The organism is Bdellovibrionales bacterium, from assembly GCA_016716765.1.
In the GTDB taxonomy this organism is placed as follows: Bacteria; Bdellovibrionota; Bdellovibrionia; order Bdellovibrionales; family UBA1609; genus JADJVA01.
Genome location: JADJVA010000005.1, coordinates 119,206 through 144,114, shown reverse-complemented (window position 1 = coordinate 144,114; position 24,909 = coordinate 119,206). Strand labels below are relative to the sequence as shown.

General features: G+C 46.7%; 16 protein-coding genes. 7 read left to right on the top strand and 9 right to left on the bottom strand.

The annotated features are described in order from the left end of the window. Window positions 1-3 precede the first annotated feature (3 nt). Genes IPL83_03845 through IPL83_03835 form a run of 3 tightly spaced genes read right to left on the bottom strand, consistent with a single transcriptional unit; the run spans window position 4 to window position 3,340 of the window. On the bottom strand, window positions 4-603 hold the full coding sequence (locus tag IPL83_03845; GenBank protein MBK9038289.1) for a hypothetical protein: 600 nt from the start codon (window positions 601-603) through the stop codon (window positions 4-6). Then, window positions 593-2,650, bottom strand: coding sequence for a hypothetical protein (locus IPL83_03840; protein MBK9038288.1), 2,058 nt, complete (start codon window positions 2,648-2,650; stop codon window positions 593-595). Before IPL83_03840 ends, IPL83_03845 begins: the two co-directional genes overlap by 11 nt. Window positions 2,651-2,665: 15 nt before the next feature. Beyond that, complete coding sequence (locus IPL83_03835; GenBank protein MBK9038287.1) at window positions 2,666-3,340, bottom strand: hypothetical protein; 675 nt, start codon at window positions 3,338-3,340, stop codon at window positions 2,666-2,668. 305 nt (window positions 3,341-3,645) lie between these two features. Here IPL83_03835 and IPL83_03830 point away from each other — a divergent pair, with 305 nt between their 5' ends. The 6 genes from IPL83_03830 to IPL83_03805 all read left to right on the top strand — a co-directional run bounded on the left by IPL83_03830 (window position 3,646) and on the right by IPL83_03805 (window position 18,516). Then, window positions 3,646-4,605 (top strand): hypothetical protein, encoded by a 960-nt coding sequence (locus IPL83_03830; GenBank protein MBK9038286.1) that lies wholly within the window; start codon window positions 3,646-3,648, stop codon window positions 4,603-4,605. A 145-nt stretch (window positions 4,606-4,750) separates the two neighbouring features. Continuing rightward, window positions 4,751-5,548: a hypothetical protein gene (locus IPL83_03825; GenBank protein ID MBK9038285.1), complete on the top strand. Its 798-nt coding sequence runs from the start codon at window positions 4,751-4,753 to the stop codon at window positions 5,546-5,548. A 121-nt stretch (window positions 5,549-5,669) separates the two neighbouring features. Beyond that, the gene (locus IPL83_03820) at window positions 5,670-7,514 is read left to right on the top strand and encodes a SpoIIE family protein phosphatase (protein MBK9038284.1); all 1,845 of its coding nucleotides are present in this window, start codon (window positions 5,670-5,672) and stop codon (window positions 7,512-7,514) included. Beyond that, window positions 7,511-8,446 carry a hypothetical protein gene (locus tag IPL83_03815; protein ID MBK9038283.1) on the top strand — a complete coding sequence of 312 codons (936 nt, stop codon included), beginning with the start codon at window positions 7,511-7,513 and terminating at the stop codon, window positions 8,444-8,446. The genes IPL83_03820 and IPL83_03815 overlap by 4 nt, the downstream gene beginning before the upstream one ends. A 112-nt stretch (window positions 8,447-8,558) precedes the next feature. After that, on the top strand, window positions 8,559-17,837 hold the full coding sequence (locus IPL83_03810) for a LamG domain-containing protein (GenBank protein MBK9038282.1): 9,279 nt from the start codon (window positions 8,559-8,561) through the stop codon (window positions 17,835-17,837). Between the two features lie 127 nt (window positions 17,838-17,964). Beyond that, a complete protein-coding gene (locus IPL83_03805) occupies window positions 17,965-18,516 on the top strand; it encodes a carboxymuconolactone decarboxylase family protein (GenBank protein MBK9038281.1) in 552 nt (183 codons plus the stop codon). A 5-nt stretch (window positions 18,517-18,521) separates the two neighbouring features. Here IPL83_03805 and IPL83_03800 read toward each other — a convergent pair whose 3' ends face one another. Further along, a complete protein-coding gene (locus tag IPL83_03800) occupies window positions 18,522-18,716 on the bottom strand; it encodes a hypothetical protein (GenBank protein MBK9038280.1) in 195 nt (64 codons plus the stop codon). 107 nt (window positions 18,717-18,823) lie between these two features. Here IPL83_03800 and IPL83_03795 point away from each other — a divergent pair, with 107 nt between their 5' ends. After that, the gene (locus IPL83_03795) at window positions 18,824-19,246 is read left to right on the top strand and encodes a hypothetical protein (protein ID MBK9038279.1); all 423 of its coding nucleotides are present in this window, start codon (window positions 18,824-18,826) and stop codon (window positions 19,244-19,246) included. Here the strand turns inward: IPL83_03795 and IPL83_03790 are convergent. The 5 genes from IPL83_03790 to IPL83_03770 form a co-directional block, all read right to left on the bottom strand. Beyond that, window positions 19,222-19,920: a DUF2064 domain-containing protein gene (locus IPL83_03790; GenBank protein ID MBK9038278.1), complete on the bottom strand. Its 699-nt coding sequence runs from the start codon at window positions 19,918-19,920 to the stop codon at window positions 19,222-19,224. The two genes, IPL83_03795 and IPL83_03790, sit on opposite strands and share 25 nt — an antisense overlap. A 14-nt stretch (window positions 19,921-19,934) precedes the next feature. Then, on the bottom strand, window positions 19,935-20,654 hold the full coding sequence (locus tag IPL83_03785) for a TIGR04283 family arsenosugar biosynthesis glycosyltransferase (GenBank protein MBK9038277.1): 720 nt from the start codon (window positions 20,652-20,654) through the stop codon (window positions 19,935-19,937). Further along, window positions 20,645-21,703, bottom strand: coding sequence for a methyltransferase domain-containing protein (locus IPL83_03780; GenBank protein MBK9038276.1), 1,059 nt, complete (start codon window positions 21,701-21,703; stop codon window positions 20,645-20,647). The genes IPL83_03785 and IPL83_03780 overlap by 10 nt, the downstream gene beginning before the upstream one ends. A 34-nt stretch (window positions 21,704-21,737) precedes the next feature. Further along, a complete protein-coding gene (gene arsS, locus IPL83_03775; protein ID MBK9038275.1) occupies window positions 21,738-22,652 on the bottom strand; it encodes an arsenosugar biosynthesis radical SAM protein ArsS in 915 nt (304 codons plus the stop codon). Between the two features lie 71 nt (window positions 22,653-22,723). Continuing rightward, window positions 22,724-24,880, bottom strand: a complete 2,157-nt coding sequence (locus IPL83_03770; protein ID MBK9038274.1) for an FAD-dependent oxidoreductase — start codon at window positions 24,878-24,880, stop codon at window positions 22,724-22,726. Window positions 24,881-24,909: the final 29 nt, after the last annotated feature.

Below are 24,909 nucleotides of genomic sequence, written 5' to 3'. Positions count from 1 at the left end.
ACCTCAATTGATGGTTAAGCCAATCGTAAACTTGACAACCGTACCGTTGACTGCGACCGTTGAAATTCCAAATCCTCGAGAAAAGGATCCATTGACCTGCATTCCGATATTTGTACTCAACTTGTGAGTCCATCCAGCTGTAATACCACCTTCTAACAAGGTTGACTGAATACTGAGAGAACTGGTCAATTGATCAATTGTTAACTGAGCCGCCCCAAACTCCCAACCAAGATAGTACTTATTCCTCGTTGCGACGTTGACCTTGTCAAAGCCAGATCGGAGTTCATAGTCCCTCGAGCGAGAAAGAAAGTAATATTTGCTTCCTAAACCCGCGTACATATATCGAATAATGGAGGTCTCCGGTTCGACCGTAATAATTGACCTGACGATCAAGGAATGTCGAGCATCATCTGCATACTCCGCCTCGGCATCCACCCCAGTTACCACGCTAAACTCACCGGTTTCGGCCCCTCCAAAAGTTCCATTCACCATACCCATTCGCAAGTTATAGGTTAAGTCATTGGCAACCGCCTGATTCCAGTTCAAAATGGATATGAAACCAAATACAATCAGGACCCAATTATTGACCAACCTAAGCCGCACGAATGACCCCCTGTGCTTCTGTCTGAATAGCGAGGGCCCATCGATCAAGTATTTTGCTGATCTGCTCTTCGTACTCAGAGCTCTGAGTAATCAAAGCACGCGTTTGCACAACGAAATTTTTCAAATACACTTTTCCGTTTCTCTTCAACTCTCTCATCCGATTGTCCTGCTCTCTGATAACAGTCAGCTCCTCCTCCAATATCTCTCTCGTTTTGCCCCCACCAAATAATTCAAGAAGCTTATCGGCATGGACTTCATCAGATGCGGCAATCAATTCGGCCCGACTTGAAATTGACATTTGATCGAGGGACCGACGAAGCAAATCGGTCGGCAGAGAAAAAATTAGCTCAGCAGGAAAATATTGCAGAGCGAGCGATTTGATCTCTTCCAAACCATTTTGACTCGCGTACGCAATAAATAGAGACCGCTCCTTATCCAAGCTCATCTCTGACATCAGAGCCGGGATTTTCCCAACGAAGGGAGACACTATCTGTTGTTCTTTTCTTACCTGCATAACCAAGAGATACAACTTTCCTACACTATCGAGCATTTTGGCTTTTGAGAGTTGGATACCCCTCGCAGACAGTTGTGTGACCACTTCTGGACTCAAATGATCAATAATACGAGCAATTTGTGCAGATTGCATAAAAGTGATCAAAGTTGCACCAAGAGAGACATCGCGACGAATGCATTCGATCGCCTCTGCCAATGTCACACTGTATAGAACTGCTTTCACAGACGGATCTATGTTTTCTTCAGGGGCTAACATATTCGAAAACAACTCTCTTTCAATGAATCTCAATGCCTTCACTTTGCCACTTTCAGAATCATCAGATAATAGTTGTAAACTCCATAGGCTTCTTTCTTCATCAGTTAAGCTCTGAAGCAACAGGGCAATCTGAGATACATCAATATTTCTTGAAATAAAATTGAGCGCATCGGCAGCTCCATCAGATTGGAAGCGAATCCATTTCTTAACCAGCAAACTCGTCAATTCCGGTCTGGATACCATCACTTCCTTGAACTTGCCCAAAACCTCCAAATGAAGTCGGTCAGTCATTTCTGGATTTTGAACCTCTGCTTTTTTGACAACCGCTGCTTCTTCTTCCTTATTATAAGTTGCTCTTAGCATGGTCTCTTCGCGTTTAGACTGCTCAGAGAGGAGATTTAAGCGTTTTGTTTCGATACTTTGATAACTTCTCGAAGCGAGAAAAATGGCCAAAAGAAATATAAGAGCGCAAAATACAATTGCCAAAGGCAATTTTAGCAGCATCAGCTTATCCGAAAGCGTCTCTTGCGGCTCATTCTTGTCATTCTCACTTTTGTCCTTCTCTGCACTTCCAGGTTCTCGTTCCAGCTTCTCGCTCTTTTCATCCTTTTGAACCTTCAAAAAGGCAATTTTACTCACTCGAACATTGACACGCGGCCGCACTGAGGAATCAGAAAAGTCTCGCAAAATTTTTCGAGCGGCCCTTTCTTGTTCGGCGCTCACTGACTGGTCCAACATCAATCGCAATTCAATCGTGGCCAGAAGGTCCCTAAAATTAAAGGCCCTCTCTCCCTTACCGCTCTCAAGATCATTCGCCCGGGTCAGATTTTTGTTGAGTGGTCCGTTTTTTACTTGCCACATTCCTAGCTTTGTTAAGGGGAGCACATACTCATCTGCCTCTGGGGCGCGATCAGAGAAATTTGCCAGCGGATTCTCTGTGAAATCTTGATCACGATCGTTTACTTCTTTTTTCGAATCCGTCTGCTCAGGCGGGTGAATCAATTTGTCAATTATTTCAGAAGATTTCAAGATCACATCCACTTCGAGAGCGTAAGATGTTCCTACCAATATCGAGTCTAGGTTCTTTCGAAAGCGATCTTCCAATCGCTTCTCATAGGCAAATCTGTAGGACTCAATGCTACTGTTTTCCATGGCGTGAAGACTGAAAGTACAAGCAGAGAAAAATCCAAGACAAATGGAGGCCATAATCCAAGATGGAGTGGTTCTTCTTCGGAAACCTCCAAGTTCGGATATTTCATTGTCATTCGATTCACTCACTTTCAACTCTCCTCTTTATTCTATCGAATTCGAAGTGTTAGCTTCGTTGGTCTTTGTCAAATTTTCTAAGTAGCGCTTCATATTCAGGGTCTCTGAGTTCTCCGGATTTAGCCTCACAGCCTTTGTGTATGCATCCAGGGCTTTTGGAATATCCTTCTGGATGAAAAATATTCCCCCTTGCATCTCGTGAACCGCGGCAATATTTGGCTGACTTGCTTGCAGAAGTTTAATCATTTCCAGAGCATCCTCAAGTCGTCCCACCTTTACAAGACGCTGGACTTCAAACAGGCTATCGACTGTTTGATTGATTGGCCGACTTTCATCTTGATCCTTGCTCGGCTCTTTCAGTTCAATCGAAAAATTGATGTCGAAATTTCGAGGAGATTCAGAAACAATGATTTCCTTCTGAGCGAATCCTTCCTTAGAAATTTCAATCTGAATGGGTCCATCACCACCGAGCCGACCAGAGAGTTCTTTGCCAGAGATCCTTAAAGGCGACTTTCCGATAGACTCGTAATTCTGACCTGATCCGGTCCTAGCCCTTATGTCGGCTTGCGGAGGAGTGGTGGAAATCACCAATTCTCCTGTTGAACAGGACTGCCCAGCCATGACTGCCAAAAGAAATAGAGCAATCGTGAATTCATTCCACGACTCTTTCAAATGTGAATTTTTCTTCAATATTGAACTCATCTCATGTTTCTTCCATGCAACAAATCATTGAACATTGCAGATACCGATTCTGATCGGCTCTTTGATTGCTCATTTTTAGACAGAATCTAAAATTGGACCTTTTCTGTGCTAGACTGATCGAAGGCCCACTCGCAAGACCAAGGCTCAGTTATAGTTTGACGCTTCACTGCCGATAAAAACAATGAGGGGAAGGAGTTGCTATTACTGCCGTCAAAGCAAAACAAATATTTGAGATTTCCGTTTTGGCTCTTCTTGCCACTATCGTTATTCTATTCAGCTTTCTTTACATAAAATATGAAGACATAGTGCTCGAACCAAGAGTCAGAGAGGCCATACAACGAGAAAAGGTTGGCATCGCGCTAAGAAATACAAACGTCTCAAAAAGAAGGTACTCTGGGTCTTTGACGTATTTCAATTTGCCAAAAGGTGGAAATATTAACAACGGGGATACGCTCTTTACGCAACAGCAAGCAAGTGTGGATATTCAACTTCAAGGTGGATCCATCATTCGCGTCAATCAGCTGTCACTCCTAATTGTCGGCAAGCGTGGTCGTTTTTCCAAAATCTTTCTTGGGGACGGAGAGCTCACTGGAACCTTCGCTGAGAACGATCGTCTTCTTTTCGATGTGGACGAGCAGGAAATTGAGGTTTTTGGTCAACAAGGTGATCAGTTTTGGATCAGTAAGAAGGGCAACGAGATCCCCTTTGTGGCCGGTATCAAGGGTCACCCAAAAGTTAAACTCAATGGCGTGACGTATTCAATCGAGAACTCAAAATTAAACATGGGCTCCAAGCCTGAAAAAAAGGATCTAGACAATTCAAAGGGCAAAAGTAATACGGCTTCAACTGACAAATCCCCCACCACCATTCCTTCGAAGAAAGACCTTGTTGCAAAGCAAATAGACAGTAACAAATTGGACAGCAGCGACCTTCCATTTGATATCCCAACTCCCTACCCTCCGAACGATCAACTCTTTTTTCTGAGAAGTCGCGGTGAAATACTTCTTCTGCCAAAGTCCAAATGCCTATCGAGTTGCAAACTTAGCCTGATCAAAGACAAGTTGAGTTTATCGAAGTGGGAATTTGATCCAAATCAATCTCCAGCGATCAAACTCTTTCTGCTGCCATCAGGCCAGGGCCGATATCAGTGGGAGCTTCAAGATGGAAAGGATGCGACTTTGGGCGAGTTCGAGGTCCTTGTTTTCACCCAAGAGTCTGTTGCGCAAGCCCTCAATCAAGGGCGAAATTTTGAGCTGCTAGACTGAAGTGTCTCCGTTTTTATGAAAGATCATCGTCTGTGGCAGCAACCTGGCTAATCGTCGGAACTATTCTGAACACACTGTTTTGTAAATTATTTGTTAATTATTGAAATGCGATTCTAAATTCAATTTTCTGTGGTAATATTTTATCATGTTGTTGAGGCTTGAACTTCTTTGCATTACTCTCATTTCATTTTTGACGTTGTACCTTTGCATATTTTTTTACCACTCACAACAGCAGTTGGGTTTTATACTATTAGCAATAGGCTTTCTTGGTTCTGTTGTTTATTTGATCCGGATAATTTTTGAATATTTTGGACTCAGTCAAAAGGGGATCCCATCCATCGAGGCTTCAAACGCAGAAGCCAACACCGTGACAGTTCCTTCTGCTCCCGCCCCCACTCCCGCCCGAATGATGCTTGAGATAGGACCAAACAAGTTCCATTCACTTTCTGGAAGCTTGGCTAAGGGAACAGATTTCATTGACCAACATGAATTGATTAAATCGAGCCTTTCGGCTGAATTTCAGGTCAGACCTCCAACGACAGTGGTTCAAAGCGATTTGCAGAGCTTGGATTTGCTGATTCAGTCCATGGGTCCCCAAACGCACAAAACACTTATCATTGCCAATTTTGCCAAAAGCGAAAAAAAGGACCATTTGATTGCTCACCTCGACGATCTCAGGTGGGTCAAAACTCGTCTGACCTGTCATGAAATTTATTCGAATGTCGATCTGATTCCACATTTTGGTCCCATTCCACTCGGCCTGAAATTAGACGATTTCAAATCCTTTCTCTGTTACCTTTTTGTCGAGTACTCCAAAGTTGTGTTTTACTTAAACGCTGAAGACAGCCAATGCTTGAGAATGAAGCTGAAGACCCAATTTAACAGGGTCAGTGAACCCTCGTCACCTCTGGTCGAACCAAAGGTCGAGCAATCTTGGCTGTAGCATATTTCAATAAATGTGAAAATTTGCGTTGCGCAATTTGAACTCGATCAAGGTACAGGCGTACATTAGCTGCGTAAAGCTGACTCAACCATATTCCCCATTGTGTCGATAAATTTCTTGTATGAATTTCTCCTTGCGAACAAAGATTCTATTTTCCATTATGTTGATACCTTGTTTGGGCTTGGCTTTTCTCGTCTTTGTTACTTTAAGGTCCTTCTATGAGGATCGGCTCGCCTATATCTTCGATGCTTCTCTGACTCAAACGCGCCTCCAATCAGAAATGACACATTCCCTGATTCAGAAGGTCTCTCTCCAGATCAACAAGACAATGGAGAATCACAGTTCTTTAGAAACCGGTGAGATTAAGACTTTAGAAGGAAAATTTGTCAAAATAATGGGAGAGTCTCCTCTTCGCGCGATCGATTTATTTTATGTGGGCAAAGAAAGTAAAAATGTCCGTCGCATTCTCTCTGCGCGGGGAACAATTTCAGCCGATACAGCGCCTCAGGAAACTCAGGAACAGATCAATGCAGTCGCATCTAGGGCACTGAATGAACTGGAAACTGCTAAGGGTCCCGTGTTTCAGTCAAATGGGAATCCTGAATCAGTTAGTATGTGGTTTCAAACCCCATTCATCAAAAATAATCCGGATTTTGCAGTCGTAGGAAGGGCAAACATTGATATATCTGATTTGAGTCGAATGTATCCCGGCCAGCTGGTCACCCACTCCTTCTGGTTTAATCATCTCGGCAAGCCCCTATTTGCAAGTTTCCAAATGAACTTGGAAACCACGACTCAAATTGCGCAGAATATCGCAGCAAACCCCGGAAGAAGCGGCTCCTTTCTTTTTAGCCAGAATGGGTTAGATCCACATATTGTTTCTTTCAGTCGAGTTGGAGACCTTAATATATTTACCTCCAATCTGACTCTCAAACGCCTAGCCCTTGAGCCAGTTAAACTCATTGAAAGCAGAATTATTCTTTTGTTTGTCATCGTTCAGTGTATCACGATTGCCATTGGAATCACTCTCTCCCGAAGGCTGACCAAAGCCCTTCGTCAGCTTCTCCTGGCAGCCGACTCATTTTCCAAGGGAGATTTTGCTGTAACTATTCGTATTCAAACTCGTGATGAAATTTATCAGTTGGGTGAGAAATTTTTAGAAATGGTCCAAAAGATGAAAAAACTCCTTTCCGATACCCGAGACCTGGGAAGGATGGAAGCCGAGCTAAAAACCGCACAAACAGTTCAACAGACAATCTTTCCGAACCCAGAGTGGATTTCAGACACAATTGCACTCTATTCCTTTTCTGAGCCTTGCTCTGAATGCGGAGGAGATTTTTGGTTTCATGAGAAAATTGAAGATTATCTATTTGTGGGAGTAGGAGATGCCACTGGTCATGGGGCTTCGGCAGCCCTCATTACCAGCGCCTCTCGCGCGGCGATCTCCGTGGTGCTAAGAAATCGGATTCTTGAACCAAATAGAATTCTTCATTTTCTCAACCTCGCCATCAATGACACTGCAAAAGCGCAAATCACCATGACTCTCTTTTTGCTTCGAGTCCATCTCCCCTCCGGAGAAATGGTCTATGCAAATGCGGGACATGAACCCGGACTTCTCGTCAATGGAGAAGCCAAATCCATTGCAAAGAAGAATATTTCGATTTTGTCAGATGGGCCAATTCACGCTTTAGGTCGTGATCTGAAAACTGTCTATGAACAAAAGACTTTGTCTCTTGTCAAAGGGGATATTCTGACACTCTACACTGATGGGATATATGACCTGACAAATCCTGAGGGTGAGCCCTGGGGAGAGAGGCGCTTCACCCAAGCGTTCCTAGAGGGAGTCAAATCAAGCACCGCCGTTAGAGTTTGTGTAAATAAAATTGTTGATATCATGAGTGAATTCAGAAAGAAATCCCCCTTAATAGATGACGTGACTCTCGTTATGATAAAGAAGCAAATATGAAAAATGAGATTCAAAGAGGACAGAAGAAGATCCTTAAGAAAAAGGTACTTGTCATTTCTATTGGAGCGATTCTCACAGTCCTATTCATTGCTCTTTCGTTTTTGTTTGGTTACAAATATTTTGGCGCAAGTAACAAAAGTCAGCAACCCAAAGTGGATGCGAGCTATCTCCAATTGCGACCGAGCTTTCATCCTGACTCCGTGCTCAATCTCAAATATCAAAAGGGGACTTTTATTAAGGAATTCCATCGTCAAGATCGCGATGGGGTCTGGCAACCGGAGGTTTATCCGCAGAGGATTCAAGGAATTTTGAATCTGCTTGCGCAAATCCATTTTGAAAAGCTGCCATCAGATACAGATTATGAATCAGTATTTACGATTCAATTCAGCGATTCTCAGGTTTGGAGAGCGGGTTGGAAAGGAACATCACTAAAGTGGATTGATGGTTCGATGAAGGGATACGGAACTCAATTGATACCATCACATTTATTATTGATGTACAACGGAACCAACACCTTTTTTCCACGCGAATACAGTTGGTGCAAATCCCGCCCAAGCAAGTTTGAGTTCCTGGCCGATCCGGCCAGGAAGAAAATTCTCGTCAACTCAAATGGGAGCTGGAAACTATCTGGTTATCAAGCCAATGCCAATAATGAAAAACTGCTCACTAACAAAATAGAGAATTGGTTGAGTCTGTTTTGCCAACTCGAAATCACCCAGGCGATAGACAATGAATATATGTCTCATTTTGAGTTTCTGCCGAAGCTAAAAATTACTTTCTCAAACAAGGAAAGTTTTTCTATTGAGCAATCTCAATACAATACACAAGTGTTTATGTTCGATGGAAAAAATCAGGATGGTCAGCTCATTCTTCTGTCTGCAGAATTTGCAAAGGCCTTTGCGCAACTCATGGATCTTGTCTCATTAAAATAATGAGCTCAGATATTTCTCGTATTGAGTGACTCAAAAAAAAATAAATCGCTACTCGCGGTTCTTTCGGTTAACCTGAAAAAGCTCGGTAACCAATTGTGCAGAGGAAATCCAAGTGGTACGTATGATGGGAAATTCCTTATTTAGAATTTTAATCGCTGTTGGAATAGTGGCCAACTTGGTCGCATGCAAATCAGAGAAAGGCAGCGAAGAGGTTCAAAATAAGGAATATGGTTTGAATCTGAAGGTTATCGGGGGCGATAACCAGTATACAGCTCCGAATCAACTCTTCAGCCAACCACTCATGATCATGGCCTCCAACGTCGATGGAAAGCCGGCCTCCGGATTGGATATTGATTTCAGCATTCTGTCTGGCGCCGGATACTATCTGACTCTTTCCCAAACAAAAACGAGTGCAGGAGGAACCGCCTTCACTGAAGTCAGAGCACCCAGCGAGTTCGATGTGAAGGGAATTGTTGAGGCTCGGGTCAGGGGCACGAATGTCTCAGTTACATTCAATTTGTCTTCAAATAATAGCGTACCTGGTTTGCGTTTTTCTCTCGAAACAACATCGGGAACAACGGTGTCGGCCGGTGATACCTTTGGATTTATATTGAAATTGGTTGATAGCGACAATGTTGTATCGGATTACAGCGGGACTATAGTGACCATCTGGAATGTCATCACGGGGCCCACTTGGACTGGCACTCAACCACAAAATGTTCCAACGGCCTTTGCTTGCACTTTTAGCCACGGGATTTGCGTGTTACCTGTGAACACTGTTCTCGTCGATGCAAGAAATGTCACCACGATTTATGTGGGCGATGGCAATGGTGGCTACATTGATGTTTTTGCCTACGACATCACTGTCACAGCCAAGCCCGCTTCTGCCATTGTTATTGCGGACAACACTGGCGGTCCAGCGAATGGGGCACTTCCCGTCAAAGACCGCGTGATCACAACAGACCATGCTCCGATCAATCTGACAACAGCCCTGGTTGATTCGGTCGGAAACTATATATCAGATGGTGGCAGTGCAACTTGGACCAGCGATAAAACTGCCATTTCTGACTACTTCTCAGGCTCGATTGGAACTTCGGTTGTCTATTCGCCAACCAAAACCGTTTCTTATCCGGCCTTTGGTTACATTTATGCGAATGTGGCCGGCTACCCTCAAGTGGCGAGTGGCAAAATCACCGTGGATCCAGGAGTTCCCTCACGCATGGAAGTATATTCAAAAGACGGTTCCATCAATAAGACGGGCGGGCAGCCATTCCGGCTAGGGGCTCGTGCCGTCGATGCCAAGGGCAATGTTGTCTCGTCTTCGACAGCAAAGCCCGCTGGATACACAGGATATTTTAATGTCAGCACTGTCTGGACCAACCATCTTTCTGGCACAACTCCGAGTGGAGGCGACGTCCCGATTAGAAGCACGATTGTAACTTACAATGGTGTTGACTACCCGGTAGACCTCACATCCAAACTATTCAATCCATCACCTACACCCTCGTTTTTCGTTCTGGGAGAAATGCAGGACTTGTTGGCTGCTGATGAATATATCTTCTTGTTCGACGCGACCAGCGTGAGTCCAAAATTCACAATCTCAGCGGATGCGACCGCAGATTGGCCGGCACTCAATGGCGAGATCACAATGAACATGACTGTCGGTCCGCCAAGTCATATTGGACTACGCAAGGCTTCAGGCGATAGTGATTCCTATTGTCCAGCGGTTTGGACTGGTCCTCCGAACATGAGGGGCGGACTCTATTCGAAGCAAGTTTTATCAGGCGCAACAGGAAAATCTGATTGTCAATTTGGCTTTGTTGCTGGTGTGCCCTCTGATTTTCATTTTGCACTTGAGGATGCAGGTGGCAATTTTATTTCCAACTTCAATGTGGATGTGAATACAACCGCAACGACAACCGGAAATTTTTCTCCAACCTCGAGCACACCCTTCTCGACCTTCTATAAAGAGAATGTTGATGATATCGACTTCTCAGTTTCTGGGACCTATGCCTCTGTTATGTATTGGGGACATTATGAGGGCAAAGTTGCAGAGGCCGCTCTCCACCACATCAAACTCAGTATTATTGAAAATCCAGCCTACTATGGACAAGTCTTGAGTCCAAATGGATCTGTTCGAACCACCCATTCCTTCGGTGTGGCCGCGGTATTTTATGACGAGTTTGACAACTGTCTGCACCAAGCTTCTGGCGGCTCAGTTAATTTCTCTTACTCTCCCGCCGGCCCTTTTCAACCTTCACCTGATCTCAGCACCCCGGCCTACATGCCGCCACAGGGAGCCGTAGCGGTGGGCATGATCAATAGCCCATACACTTGCGCAGGGGTGAGTTTTACCGTTGGCGGGAGACTGCCCAATATCAGCGACTCGGGTCTTCAGTTCACGGCCACTCACTCGGACCCTGCTGTTCTTGGGGATACCCGCTCGGTCACAATTTTACCTGGAGCCTTGGCAGTTGTTGATATTCGCACGGCCTACGGAGCGGGAGGAAGTTCGGTCGTTGGAACGCCCATTACGATCACCACAGACAATAACACCACTTATTATGGATCGGGCTTTGATACCTTGGGCAACTTTGCCTCTTCGCCAATTTTATCCTGGGAGCTGGTTACGCCTTCCGATCCAACGGCAGTGACTTACAACGACACAGGTTCCTCCACTTTCATTCAACCCTTAAGGCCAATGACAGCCGCCAAATTAAGAGCCACATACGACAGGCCGAATCCGCAGGCCGATCTCGTCGTCGAAACGGGTCTATTCACTGTCAATGCAGGTCAATTGGACAATGTTCTGGTCGAAGTCCCTCCAGGAGCCAAGAGCGCCGGGGTCCCCTTTGCCGTTAATATTCATCTGCGCGATGCCAAAGGCAATGACCTGAATTATGCAGACGATTTAAGACAACTCAACTTTGCGGTATTGAACAATGCGAACACTCGATTAAACTACAATCACTCGCAACCTCTCGATGGTCTCTTCTTGTTTAGCGATGGAGTGGCGTCCGGCTTGAATTTCACGCTCTACAATTCAGCGAGAACACCAAGAATTCAAGTGACCAGCACAGAGGGAGCCTTGTTTGCGGGAGGTAGCACAGCCCCTATCACTGTGACCAGTCAGGCCGTTGATCACTTGCATGTCCTAAGTGAGTTCAACCAGATCAGTGCGGGTGGAACCAATACTTTCACTCTTTTTGCAGATGACATTTGGGGGAATGCAATCACTTCAGGCTTAGGTTCTGACATGAATGTTCAATTTGATCTGACAACTCCCTTGGCGACGAGAGATATCATCAACACGACTTTAACCAACACTCTCCCCGCAAGTATTGCAGGAGCCACCGACACCACCATACAGGGACAGCTCACAGCGGGCACTGCGACGGTGACCATGACTTCGACCAAAGCGGGAATGCAAAACATTGATGCACACGGTCTGAGTGTGGTCCTGAATGAAGCCAATAATGTTGAAACCCCAGTTGAAATCTTACCGCTGCCTACAGTGAGCAGTCTGCAATGGAAAGTCACAAAGGAACCTCCAAGCACTCACAATGCGAGTGCCACCACGCCAATTTTGCCATTTACAGCTCAATTGCTCGATGCTTATCAAAACGTCATCTACACAAATAACTCAGATGATATTCACGTTGCCGTTGTGGGTTCGCAGCCCTTCTTCTCTGGAACAGCCACCAGACAAGTGGCCAGCGGTGAAGCCCAGTTTGATGATCTCAAATACACTCGCGCCGAAACGATCACTCTGAGAGCTGAATACCAACCAGATCCGACTAAAAAAGTCGAGAAGGTCGTTAATGTCAATGTGAGTGGAAATCTATCTACCTTAGTGGAAATGCCCAATCAGGTTTTCACTGAAGGCACAGGGGACATTGCCACGGCCCTCACTGGCACGCCATTTGGGGGAGGCAGTCAGATCAATGCCGGAAGCAATTTTAATATCAAGGTTCGCCTGGTGGATGAAGCCTTTAACACCCTCACGACTTTTAACGGTGGAACAGTCACTCTGAGTTCTGCCACCGATCCTTACTTGATCGCAGCACCCGCCAGTACGAGCTTTAGCAGTGGGGTGGCCAACTTCAATGTCACCGTTCGTCGAACTGGAACACATCAAATCTTGGCGACGGCGGATCTGACTCCAAATAAAATTGCCTCCACCGCCTTCACAGTCGATCCCATTGCGGCCACTCAGCTCGTTGCCATTTTGCCTGGACAAACTCTGTCTTCTGGCGCGCCTGATTTGGCCACGGCGATCTCTGGCACTCCCTCCAACACATTGGTGTCAGGAACGCCCTTCACAGTTGATGTTTTTGCGACAGATCCCTATTTCAACCAAAATCTTTCGGCTTCAGGAACCTCCATTTCTCTTGTTACCAGCGATGCAAATGACTCCCACCCCGGAAATCAAACTTTGGCCTCAGGACTTGCCACATTTAGCGTCAACAATCTGACTGCCTCACTCACGCACACTCTGACTCCGTCGGGCACGGGATTGACTGGCAACATTTCTGAAACCTACGCCATTAAGGCAGGAAATGCGACTCAGTGTATTGCCAAACTCCCTGGACAAACGCATGTCCCTGGAAAATCAACTTATGTTCTGGCTTTAACGGGAGCCGTGACCAACCGAACAGCCGGCACCACCTTTAATGCCGAAGTTTATGCAGTAGATGCCTATTTCAATATCGATAGCACCTATGCTGGTAGCGTCTCGATTGATACCCCATCCGATCCCACAGACACTCCACCCGCCGGGACATCGTTCACGAGCGGACAAAAGACGCTCACGGTTGATCCCGTGACCGCTTCGAGTGGCCAGTCTTTGACGCTCAGTTGTCCTACGCTCTCCGTAAACAATCCAGCCAGCTACAATGTTGTTCCAGGAGCGAAAGCATTTCTCATTTCTCTGTTTCCTGACTATCAGACATTCAATCCAGGCCAGACTTCTCTCGCAAATGCCGTCACTCCTCAGACTGCTCAGAACCGCAATGTCGGCACTGGATTTACTGTTCGAGTGATTGGGACGGACAATCGGTACAACATTATCAATGACAGCTCGACGACTGTCACTTTGAGTTCAAGTGATGCCAATTTCATTGTGAGCCCCAGCTCTAGCGCCCTCGCGAGTGGACAGAGGGATTTCACTTTGACGAACTATCGAGCCGGGAGCGGATACATCGCTCAGGCCTCAGGTACATCTTACGCTGGGGCCCCTTCTACCACCTACAATACGCTCCGTGGAACGCCGTCTAAGATGCTGGTCATTTTGCCAGGTCAGACTTTTGTTTCCGGTCAGGCGACTTCCGCTGCAGCTGCGAGCGGCACTCCCTTCAATCAAACTGTTGGGTCCAATTTCCCATTTAATATCAGAATTATTGCGACCGATGATTATTACAATCAGATCACCGACGATAGCAGTTCAGTGGTCGCTCCCCTCCCCTCTGGAGGTCCGTGGACAATGACAAGTGCTTCCCAGCTCACACTGGCAGGTGGTGAAGCCACGTTCCAGGCCTATCATACCGGTGGCGGAGTCGGGAGCTTCACGGTCAATCCATCGCAAGTGAGTGGCACCAACACCTATACGGGCGTTCTTTCGAAAAATTACCAAGTTCTCGCAGCACTTGGAGATCCGACGCTCAGTTTGCAAGACGCCATCACGAGCTCAACCAGCTACACTCGCAGCGTTCTGTTGAACCCCGGCATTGGCTCCGATTCAACCGCTTCTTATTGGTGTTTGAGTGAAACACAGACCACTCGACCCAGCTCTGGAACAAATAGCCGATTGACCTGCACTGGGGGTGCTGGAGGCGACATTGGATGGAACACCAGTCGCCCTCCATCGATGAATGTGTCGAGCGGCGATGGATCCAAAAGCGTTTACCTTTGGGTTGCCGATTCCGCTCAAAACGTGAGCCTTGGCACCGTCAACGATACCATCACATTGGATGCGACAGCTCCTTCCAGTCCCACCATTTCGGTCTCTGACCCTGTCACTTTGTCAACGACGTTCACAAAGACCTCGACTCCGAACATTTCAATCACAGGAGAACCCGCCGATATCAGTCAGTGGTGCGTGATTGAACAGCCTGCCGCAAGTGCCGCACCCTCACAACCTCTTTATAACAATGCTTGCTGGGGCACAGAACCAAGCCAAGTCACTTTGGGTGCCTTGGGCAGTCGAAAAGTCTATGTCTACCTCAAAGATTTGGCTCAAAATGTTTCGTCGACGGCCGCGGTTCACACCATGTTTTATGATACCTCAGCTCCAGGCGCCTTTACCATCACAGGTGTTCGTGGCAATTCAGACACAGTTGCGGACAACCTCCTCGGAACAACCACCAATCCAACCGTGGAGTGGTCAGCGGCCAGCGACGCAAGCACGGTGACATACAATGTCGTTATCAAAAATCTTTCTAGCACTGTCATGTGTTCCGGACCTACAACAGCGACCTCGCTGGCCTTGGTCGGCTGTGGGCTAGCAAATGGAACCACTTACACAATTGAAATCGCTGCAACAGACGAAGTTACCAACGCCTCCAACGCAAGTAACAATGGATACAGTTTCAGTGTTGATACGACCGCACCAAATGCCTTTTCTGTCACGGGTGCCACAGGTGGTTCCGACGTGACAGCAAATGATTATTTGACATCGGGAACCAATGTCACAGTCAATTGGAACGATACAAGTGGCGAAGACAGATATGATGTCACAATTCTCAATAGCAACGACACGGTCAAGTGCACGTTGCAATCAGTCGCTGCGAACGCAGTCACGGCAGCTTTTGGTGGATGTGCCTTGACCAACAACGTGACGTACAAAATGAAAGTGGTCGCTTATGACAATGCGGGAAATTCAACCGAGGCCACGAATTCTCCCATGCTTTTCACCGTGTCCATCGCGGCCAGCAATTACCTCGTGCAACTCACCGCCGGCGGAAACAAAGTCGCAGGAACAGCTTTTGATCTCACCGTTACCGCTCGAAAACCCGATGGAACCACAGATACGAGCGTCAACACTCCCAGAAACGTGACTCTCACAACCACTGCCGGAAACGGACTTGGCACTTGCGGATCGGGCGATCTGACACCTCTATTTCCCACTGTGATCAATTTTGCTGCGGGCGTGGGAACTGCAAATGTCAATCTCAAGAAAGCTGAAACAGGAGTTTCGATCACTGTCACCGACGATGTTTCATCCTGGACCGGCACTCTCACAGGAGTCAATGTTGACGCCAATGTGGCGAACTGCACGAGAATTGCCGACGCGGCCTCAGCTGCTGGCGCCGTCTTGACCACATTGAACCTCTCCATCGATCAAGAAGCCAATCTGTACTCAAATCAATACGATCTTTATGGCAATTTTGTGATTGCTGCGAGCTCTTCTTGGACTGGAACCGGAATTATGCAATATGTTCCACACCCCATCACAGGAAGCCAATCCAAAATATCTGGAAGCAGAGCCGGTGCTGGCACCGTCTCTATTGGCGGTTCAAGCGTGACTGTCAACGTCACGACTGGAAGTGCCACATGGACAATTGCAAGCCAAGATTCAACAGGAAATTACTTCTTGAGCGCAGCCTCACAAACTGCTAGCCATTTTTGGGAACCAGTGATGGACGTAAGTTCCGCCTGGAGAACGGCTGGAACACAGAGCTGGTATTCAGAGAGCCATGTCGCCAATGTGCGCGGTTCACGAGCCGAATTCCCCGCTCGAGTCATGATTCTCGCTTCGACCAATAATTTGGACATCGTCGATCTCACGAGCAACAAGTTGTTTATGCGATTCAATATCGGTGTGGACTATGCGATCGACTCCGATCTTGGGTCGATTTCAGAAGTCGTGGCTAAAGAAGGTAAGATCTTCGTTGGAATGCGCAATTCCGGAGGAGGAACTGGCGGAGTCATCCTTCTGGATTTCGCCAACGACCAAATGTTTCAAATTTCTAACACCGTCACAAAATCCAACAAGAACCTGAGTCAGCGCAATTCAGCTGGCGTCTGGTCGGTCGACACAAGCTTTGCGGCCCTCATCAACAAGCCCGTCAATGATTTGGATGTCATCGAACTGAGCGGAAACGTTTATCTTGCGGTCGCGACGGACAATGGTCCTTACTTGTTGAAGGTCAATTCTACCTCGACGGCCTACACAAACACAGCTTCGACCGGCAAGATCCAGAGCATTGCGCTCAGCACAGCCGGCGAACTCTACTATGCGGAACAAAACCTAGGTATTTATCGCTCCAATCTGAGCCTTCCGTTGGCAGCCAATTTTTCTGCCAACTACACCTACACGCGATCCACCAACGCAGGCCTCGCTGGCCTCGATTTTAGTCAGCTGGCTCTCAGTCAGAACACTTCAACAAATGGGAACAATACTGTCCTGATCGCCTCTCCTCGTGGACTCTCGGTGATTGACGAGAATTTTACCAACAACACCTTGGCAGATCTCCAAAATTTCAGCTACACGGGCACTGGAAGCCTTCCCTTCAGCGGCATCCTCAATACTGATGGATCATCGGGCTACATCGTGGCAAGTGGAAGTGGCTCACTGACCAATACGCTGACAATCGAAATGTGGTTCCGTCCCGATCAGTTGATTAACTCTGGTTCTGGCTCACCCGTTCTGATGCTCCGAGGAACAAATGGAGTGAACGGCTCCTACGGATTTGATTTCTTGTCCGGTCGTCTTGAATTTTGGGTCAGACATTCTGGCGCTGATTATACCGTCACTTCCTCTGCAACCAGTTGGAATGCTGGTGCTTGGGTTTATGTCGCTGCAACTGTCAACGGCAGCAGTGGCATGAAAATGTGGGTGAATGGCACATTGCAAGGAACAAATGCGGTTAATCTGAGCACTTGGGATGCTGACGACAATAGCCTTTACCTGGGAGGAGACGGCACTGACTACTTCAATGGAGCGATCGATGAATTCCGCCTCTCCAGTAGTGTTCTATATTCCACCGCGTCGATCACAGTTCCATCTAGTGCTCTGACTTCAGCCGGTGCTGTCTATCACTACCATTTCGATGAAAGCGATGGATTGACAGCGACGGCGAGTGCCGGTGCAACCGGAACCTTAAATGCCGGAGCTTGGTTCTCAAAAATGCTGTTGGCAGGAACCGGGCATGCGGTTGCAGACATTCAGCCTCACACGAGTGGCGCGATTGCAGTGGGTGAGGTCGTCACTTCAGGCAGTGCGGGGGCGCGAAGCAGACTTTATAACTTGCAATCAACTGGGGCTTCCCTCATTGATTCGGACACGGCGATTCATGCTTCTCACATCGAGCTGACACGAAAGATAACACTCACTCAAAAAGATTACTTCTATGCTATTCCATCCTCAGGTGCCACATTGAAACGACACTAGCCGGAGTCGGGACGACTTTTTTTAGTACAATCGGTCCAGACCGACCGAATAGCTTTGGCATGAAAAGAGAATTCTTTTAGTATGGAATGAACAAACGAACGAAGCCACACAACTCTGGGGTTCCATCATGTCGAGTTTTGTTCCGCAAAAGCCATTGCAAAAATATTCACTTTTCACAAGACTCCTCCTGAGATCTCAAAAACGACGATTTGGACAACATCTAATCCCCACAATGCAATGGGGCAAACTCCCCGTCCTTCTCGGACTTTTCACAGGCTTCTATCTCTATTTCAATCGTAAATCCTCTCACCTTGAACCCCGAATGAGATCCCTCGTGATGTTGCGGGTGGCACAAATCAACTGGTGTAACTTCTGTATCGACCTCAATTCACTTATCCTCATCGAACGAAGTGGATCACAAGATTTGGTGAATGAGTTAGAAAACTGGCATCACAGCTCGCTTCTCTCTGAAAAAGAAAAAGCGGCGCTCACCTACTGTGAAGAAATGACGGATTCCAATAAAAAGGTCAGCGACAAAACGCGGGAGAAGTTGAAAGCTCTGTTCAAGCCAGACGATATTGTCGAGTTGACTGCTCTTATCGCTTACCAAAACATGTCGGCGAAATTTAATTCTGCTCTGGATCTGCCAAACCAAGGGCTTTGCTTAAGAAGAAAATAAATCACCTAACTATTTTGAACTGGCCCGCTTGATTGTTGTTCCAAACTCCAAGGGTCCCTGACTGAACTAAATCTCAGGAATTCAGGATCTTCAAACATGCGTCCGGCAGCAGCGCTCACGTTGTGAGCACTGCACCAAGCCGAACTCGATCCTGAACCCCTGAGATTTACTTCAGCCAGCTCCCTTTGTCTTGGACACAACAAATTCACCGACGGCTTGCGGGCCAGCCTCTGTATTAATGTCGGATGGACGCCGAATCAAGAGACGGATCTTTGAACTTCTCTGCTCGGGAGTGTCACAAAGGTGGGTGGCTAAATTCTTAAAAATCAGTCGCACCACCGTCGCCCTGACGAAAGAGGCCCTGCAAGAGAGGAGTTCTTCAGCAATATTTCATCTAAGAAAAATCATATTGACCTCTATGTGGATTTTCACAATCACCAGATCATCTCGCATTGAAAGCTTCGAAAAAAAAGATCTAAACCTTTATACAGCGGCTGGCCCGCAAGCCGTCGGTGAATTTGTTGTGTCCAAAGGACACAGGGAGCTGGCTGAAGTAAATCTCAGGGGTTCAGGATCGAGTTCGGCTTGGTGCAGTGCTCACAACGTGAGCGCTGCTCCCGGACGCATGTTTGAAGATCCTGAACCCCTGAGATTTACTTCAGCCAGGGACCCTTGGAGCTTGGAACAACAATCAAGCGGGCCAGTTCAAAATAGCGATTTCGACCATTGAATCAATTCTAGCTGCTCGGGAAGCAATGCCTCGCTGGTAGGAAAAATTTCGGCAAGACGAATCAGATCATCAATCGTATCAATATCAAAATTTTCTCCAATGAGATCGACTTCTCCAAACCCCGTGAGATTCTGAATCAGCTGGAACGCTGTTTTGCTAGTGCTGTACTCCACATTCTGCCAAGCCGAAGAGAGCACCGAAAGACTGCCCCCAAAAAAATAAAAGCCGCCGTCAAGGGTCTCGCCCATCACAAATTTTTTCTCTGAATGTTTTTTGGTCAAACGAACCCCCTCCAAGAGCGCCTCGATCTCAAGATGGGGCGAATCGGCACCCACAAAACAAACGTAGGAATGGCTCATTAAGAGACTCTCGTAAACAAAACCCAGGCGAGCACCAAGTTCTCCAGATCCTTGATGAACAACTGGAAACGAGGCCCATCTCTTTGCCTTGTGCCCTTCGGGTTCAGCCACGGCCCAATAAATTTGGAGGTCCGGAATTCTTCTTTGCAGCTCTCTTCCTAAGGCCGCCGTTGCCGCGAGAGTATATTCATAAAATTGGAGCGCTTTCTCGCGCCCAATAGAAGCAGCCAAGCGGGTTTTGACAGGAGACAATTCCGGAGTCTTTACAAAAATTGCCAAAGCACCACTTGAATTGCTGGAAGAATTTCGCTTCATCGAAGATTTCATGCTCATGAGATTCTGTCGCGCTTGAGTAAAGCCATCAACTCCGGTATGGCCTGCCTTGCTGTGAGTTTCAAATGGAGGGCTGTGGTTTTTAACCAACCCTCGACGCCATAGCGCCTGGCACTTGTCGAGAGGGGAGCTCTCACAGATCTGACTTTGACTCCCTTTTGATGAGCCCGCCAAATCAGAAGATGATCTTCACCGTAGGGGGCTTTTTCGCAAAATCCTCCCAAGTGATTGAAGACATCCCGATGCATGCAAAAGGCCTGATCTCCAAAAGGTAAGCCCAAGAGGCGAGAGCGGAACCAAACACCAAAACGGTTCAAAACCATCATCCAGGGGCCATCATTGAGAAATTTCAAATCAAAAAAATAAAGGCAAGTCGAATCCCGTTCGATAGATTCTCTGAGTTTCCTCACGGCGGTTCTGTCCATCTTTGAATCACAGTGAAGAAACCAGAAAAAATCCGATCTGGCGGCCCGAGCGCCTGAATTGAGCTGTTTTGCCCTTCCTCTGAGAGAGTAAATCCACCTCACAGGACAAAGCAATTCCGCTTGCTTTGCCGCTTGCTCCAGCTCACTATCAAGAGAAGATTCTGACACAATCAAAATCTCGTCGTCCTTGTCCAATACGGCTAAATCGGGCAACAATTCCTTCCAAAGTTCGTCTCCCTCAGCGATAGGAATAACAACCGAAATCGATTTTTTTACCAAGTCTAACAACAAGATCCCACCCCACTGATGTCAGCGGCTCCCCCCGAACTCGCCCCAGGAGCGCAATCAAAAAGCCCATAATGAGTCTCTTGGCCCCCCGCAACTTTGAAAAATTCTCCGTAGCGAGTGTCTCGTAACATCGCAGCGGTATTTCCACAGACCAGCATGGGCTTGCCTCGTTCAAAAACATGATGATCATCTAAGATAAAAGCAAACGGACTGTCAGATATTCCGCCAAGATAAGTGGCGACCTGCCCGTAGTCTTCACAACGATCTTCAAGAGGGAGTTTAAATGCTCTCACCGTCATGGAATAAAACTCGATCAATCCCGCTTTTCTCTCGATTTCTGGGTTAAGAAGAGAAATTCGAGAACGCCCCATCAGGCGATAGTCCTTGCAACCAATTTGAAAAAGGAGGCGACGAAAATCTTCAGTATAGAGAGCTCCCCCGAGACACTCTCCCAAAAGAACCGGATCTTGAGTGAGCTCTTTTGGAATTCTTCGACTTGAAAAGACATCATAAAAATAGAGTTCACCTCCTGGTTTTAAAACTCGAAAAATTTCCGAAAAAACTCTCTCCTTGTTTGGAGAAAGGTTCACCACGCAATTGGATACAACAACATCGATCGATTCACTCTTGATGCCGGCATCTTCTAAATCTTCGATATAGCCTTTGATGAGCTCAAGGTTTGATTTCGAAAATCCAAATTTCTGGCTATGATAGTCGATGTGCCTTTTAGCAACATCGATTTGCTCTTCCGTCATATCAATACCTATCACCCGACCTTTTGGGCCAACAAGCTTTGAGAGAATAAAGCAATCACGACCAGTTCCACTCCCCAAATCCAAAACAGTCTTTCCCTCAAGTGCATGGGGAATGGGCGACCCGCAGCCGTAGAATTTGTCTTTTACCTCATCGTGAATGTCCTTTAATATTTCTCGCAAATGAAATGGCATGCTCTCTGTCGGACAGCAGGCACTTGTCTTTAAATCCAAACTCGAGTTTAAGATTTTTCCATAATACTCTTTAACCGATTCTAAACTTTGTGTGATTTGGTCCATTTCAATTCTCCTATTTTTATTTTCTTTCTAATTTCTAAACCAGCGCACCGGCACAAGAACTTCCAGATCCTGCGGTACAGGCATAGCAGTGATTTTCATATCTAATCAAATTCCCATCGAAGTCATCAAATGACGAAATATCCCAGACAGTGTGACGGCCAGCTTCCAAGGGCAACTCCAACATTTGATTGAAATCACAATCAAAAAGCTCGCCATTCCAACTCACAGACAAAAGACTTCGACACATCACTCCCTCTGCCACAGCTGGGTTAAAACTGCTGGACAGTAGTTCCATGTATTGAGTCAGTTTTCCAGCCCTTTCCAGGTCAGCAAGAAAACGCCTGATCGGCATGTTCGTGATGGTTAGGAGCCGATTGAATTCAATTCCAAACAATTCCTTCAGTTCAGCCTTATAGGCACACTCAAGTTTTTTTTGATCAGGTGGCAAGAAGGGGCCCAAAGGATTATAAACAAGATCGAGAACCAAGTTTGTGTCTTGCTGACCATAGCCGAGTCTGTTGAGCAGTTTCAATGCTTCAATGCTTTTATCAAAAACACCCCGACCTCTCTGTTTTTCCACATTCTCTTTCGAATAACAGGGAAGGGAGGCTACAACTTGAACTTGATGTTCCTTTAGAAAATAGGCCGTTTCCTCCTGTCTTGGCTCATAAAAGACCGTGAGATTGCAGCGATCAATAATATTTTTTCCAAGGCTTTTTCCCGCACTCACCAACCTGCGAAAGTGGGGATTTAACTCCGGAGCCCCTCCTGTGAGGTCCACTGTGTGAATCGTTTTCGACTTTTCCAACAGTTCAATCACACGATCGACTACGTGTCCCTCCATATTTTCGGTGCGCTTGGGTCCTGCTTCGACATGACAGTGATGACAGGCCAAGTTGCAGAGCCGGCCGATATTGACCTGCAGTGTTCGGAGCACACCGCGCTTCATCTGAAGCCCATGAGTCGCTAGATTTTTTTCAAATGATATCACGATAGATTTTCCCTATTGTAACGGACACCTTAAGCTCTCCTCCATTTGTGGTACTTTGATAAAAACTCCAGCGCTTTTTTGGGGGCGTTCGCTCTTTTCCACAGACCAGCTGCGTATTTGTTTGCCTCCGAAAAAGTGGGATAGATATGAATGGTCCCGAGAATCTTGTTCAGGCCCAGTCCGTGTTTCATGGCTGCCACATACTCGGCGATTATATCACCCGCGTGGCTCCCCAGTATCGTAGCTCCTAAAATTCGATCGCTTCCCGGATGAGTGAGTAGCTTGACAAATCCATGAGCTTCTCCTTCGGCGATAGCCCGATCCAAATCATCAATTCCATAGCGGGTCACTTCGTAAGCAATCCCCCTCTCTTTGGCTTCGATCTCGTTGAGCCCAACACGAGCCACTTCGGGATCTGTGAACGTGCACCAAGGGATCACTCGATAGTCCACCTTGTACCTCTTAAATGGGCTAAAGAGCGCATTGACGGCCACATACCATGCCTGATGGCTCGCAGTATGGGTGAATTGATAAGGGCCCGTCACATCTCCCACCACATAGATATTTGGATAATTGGTCACCCTGAGGTATGGATCAGCAACAACGGTTCCCTTTGAGGAAATTTCAACACCCAATTCCTCAAGGCCAAATCCTTTCACATTGGCCTTGCGACCCAGTGCTATCAAAACCTCATCAAATGGAATTCGTACTTCTCTCCCGAGAGACTCGCACACAAGAACTCTTTCATTCTTGTCATTCTCAGTTGATTCAAAACGCAAGGCTTTGTGGCCAACCAAAACAGAAACACCCTCACTCCGAAACTTCTCCGTAACAAAGGATGAGACCTCTTCGTCTTCTCGATTCAGGATCCGAGGGGCCATTTCAACAAGACTGACTTCTGATCCAAAACGGGCAAAGCTTTGAGCCAACTCACAACCGATAGGACCACCTCCAAGGACAATGAGTCTCCGAGGCAAAGTTCGCAAACTCCATAGATTGTCACTTGTCAAATAGGGCACATCCGACAGGCCTGGCAGGGATGGCACCAGCGGAGAGGCTCCCGTTGCCACGACAATATTTTTTGTCTTCAGAGTTTTTCCATTCACTTCCACCTCGTAAGGAGAAAGTATTCTCGCTGTTCCCTGAATGCATTCGACACCCATTTTAGAATAGCGCTCAATCGAATCGTGTGGTTCGATCTCCTTGATAATTTTTTGTACGCGTTCCATCACTTTTGAAAAGTCCATTTTAGCTGATGGACTTTCAAATCCGAATTCCTTCGCACGCTTAAAATAATTGAAAATTTTGGCGGAGCGAATCAGAGCCTTGCTGGGAACGCAGCCGGTATTCAGACAATCTCCTCCCATCTTATGTTTTTCGACGAGAGCCACTTTGGCTTTGATTGCGGCTGCGATATAGGCCGACACGAGTCCTCCGGACCCCCCTCCGATCACGACCATATTGTAATCAAAGGATTTTGGTTTTTTATACTTCCTGAGATATTTTCCGGATCTATACATTCCCAGAAGCCACTTAGAAAAGAGAGGGAGAACTCCAATCAATGAAAATGAGAGAAGTATTTCAGGAGAGAGAATGCCATTGAGCGATTCGATCTTCGCGAGTTGTGTGCCAGCATTGACGTAAACAAAGGTCCCTGGGAGCATTCCGATTTGGCTGACAAAAAAGTAAGTCAGAGTGCGAATGGACGTCAATCCCATGACCAGGTTGATCAAAAAAAACGGAAAAATCGGCACAAGCCTCAGCGTAAAAAGATAAAAGGCTCCCTCTTTGTTCATTCCCTGATTCACACTTGCAATTTTGTCTTTGAATTTTTCTTGAATCAGGTCTCGAAGAAAAAATCGAGACGCAAGAAAGGCCAATGTCGCTCCCAAGGTACTCGAAAATGAAGCCAGAGCAATCCCGACACCCAAACCAAAAATAGCCCCACCGGCAAGAGTGAGAATAGTCGCACCAGGCAAAGAGAGAGCGGTCGACAAAATATACACGATTGCAAAAATAACAGCCACAATTGCTGGCCGCTCAAGATAGAAAGAATGAAGTGAAGCCTGGTGTGCCTTCAGGCTCTCCAAAGACAGATACTGACCAAGATCGAACCATCTGTAAGCCGCGAATAGAACGCATAAAAGCGCCACTAGACCGACTCTTCCGCTCAGCTTTTTTGACATATGACCCCCAAATCGATATTTGCTGTTTT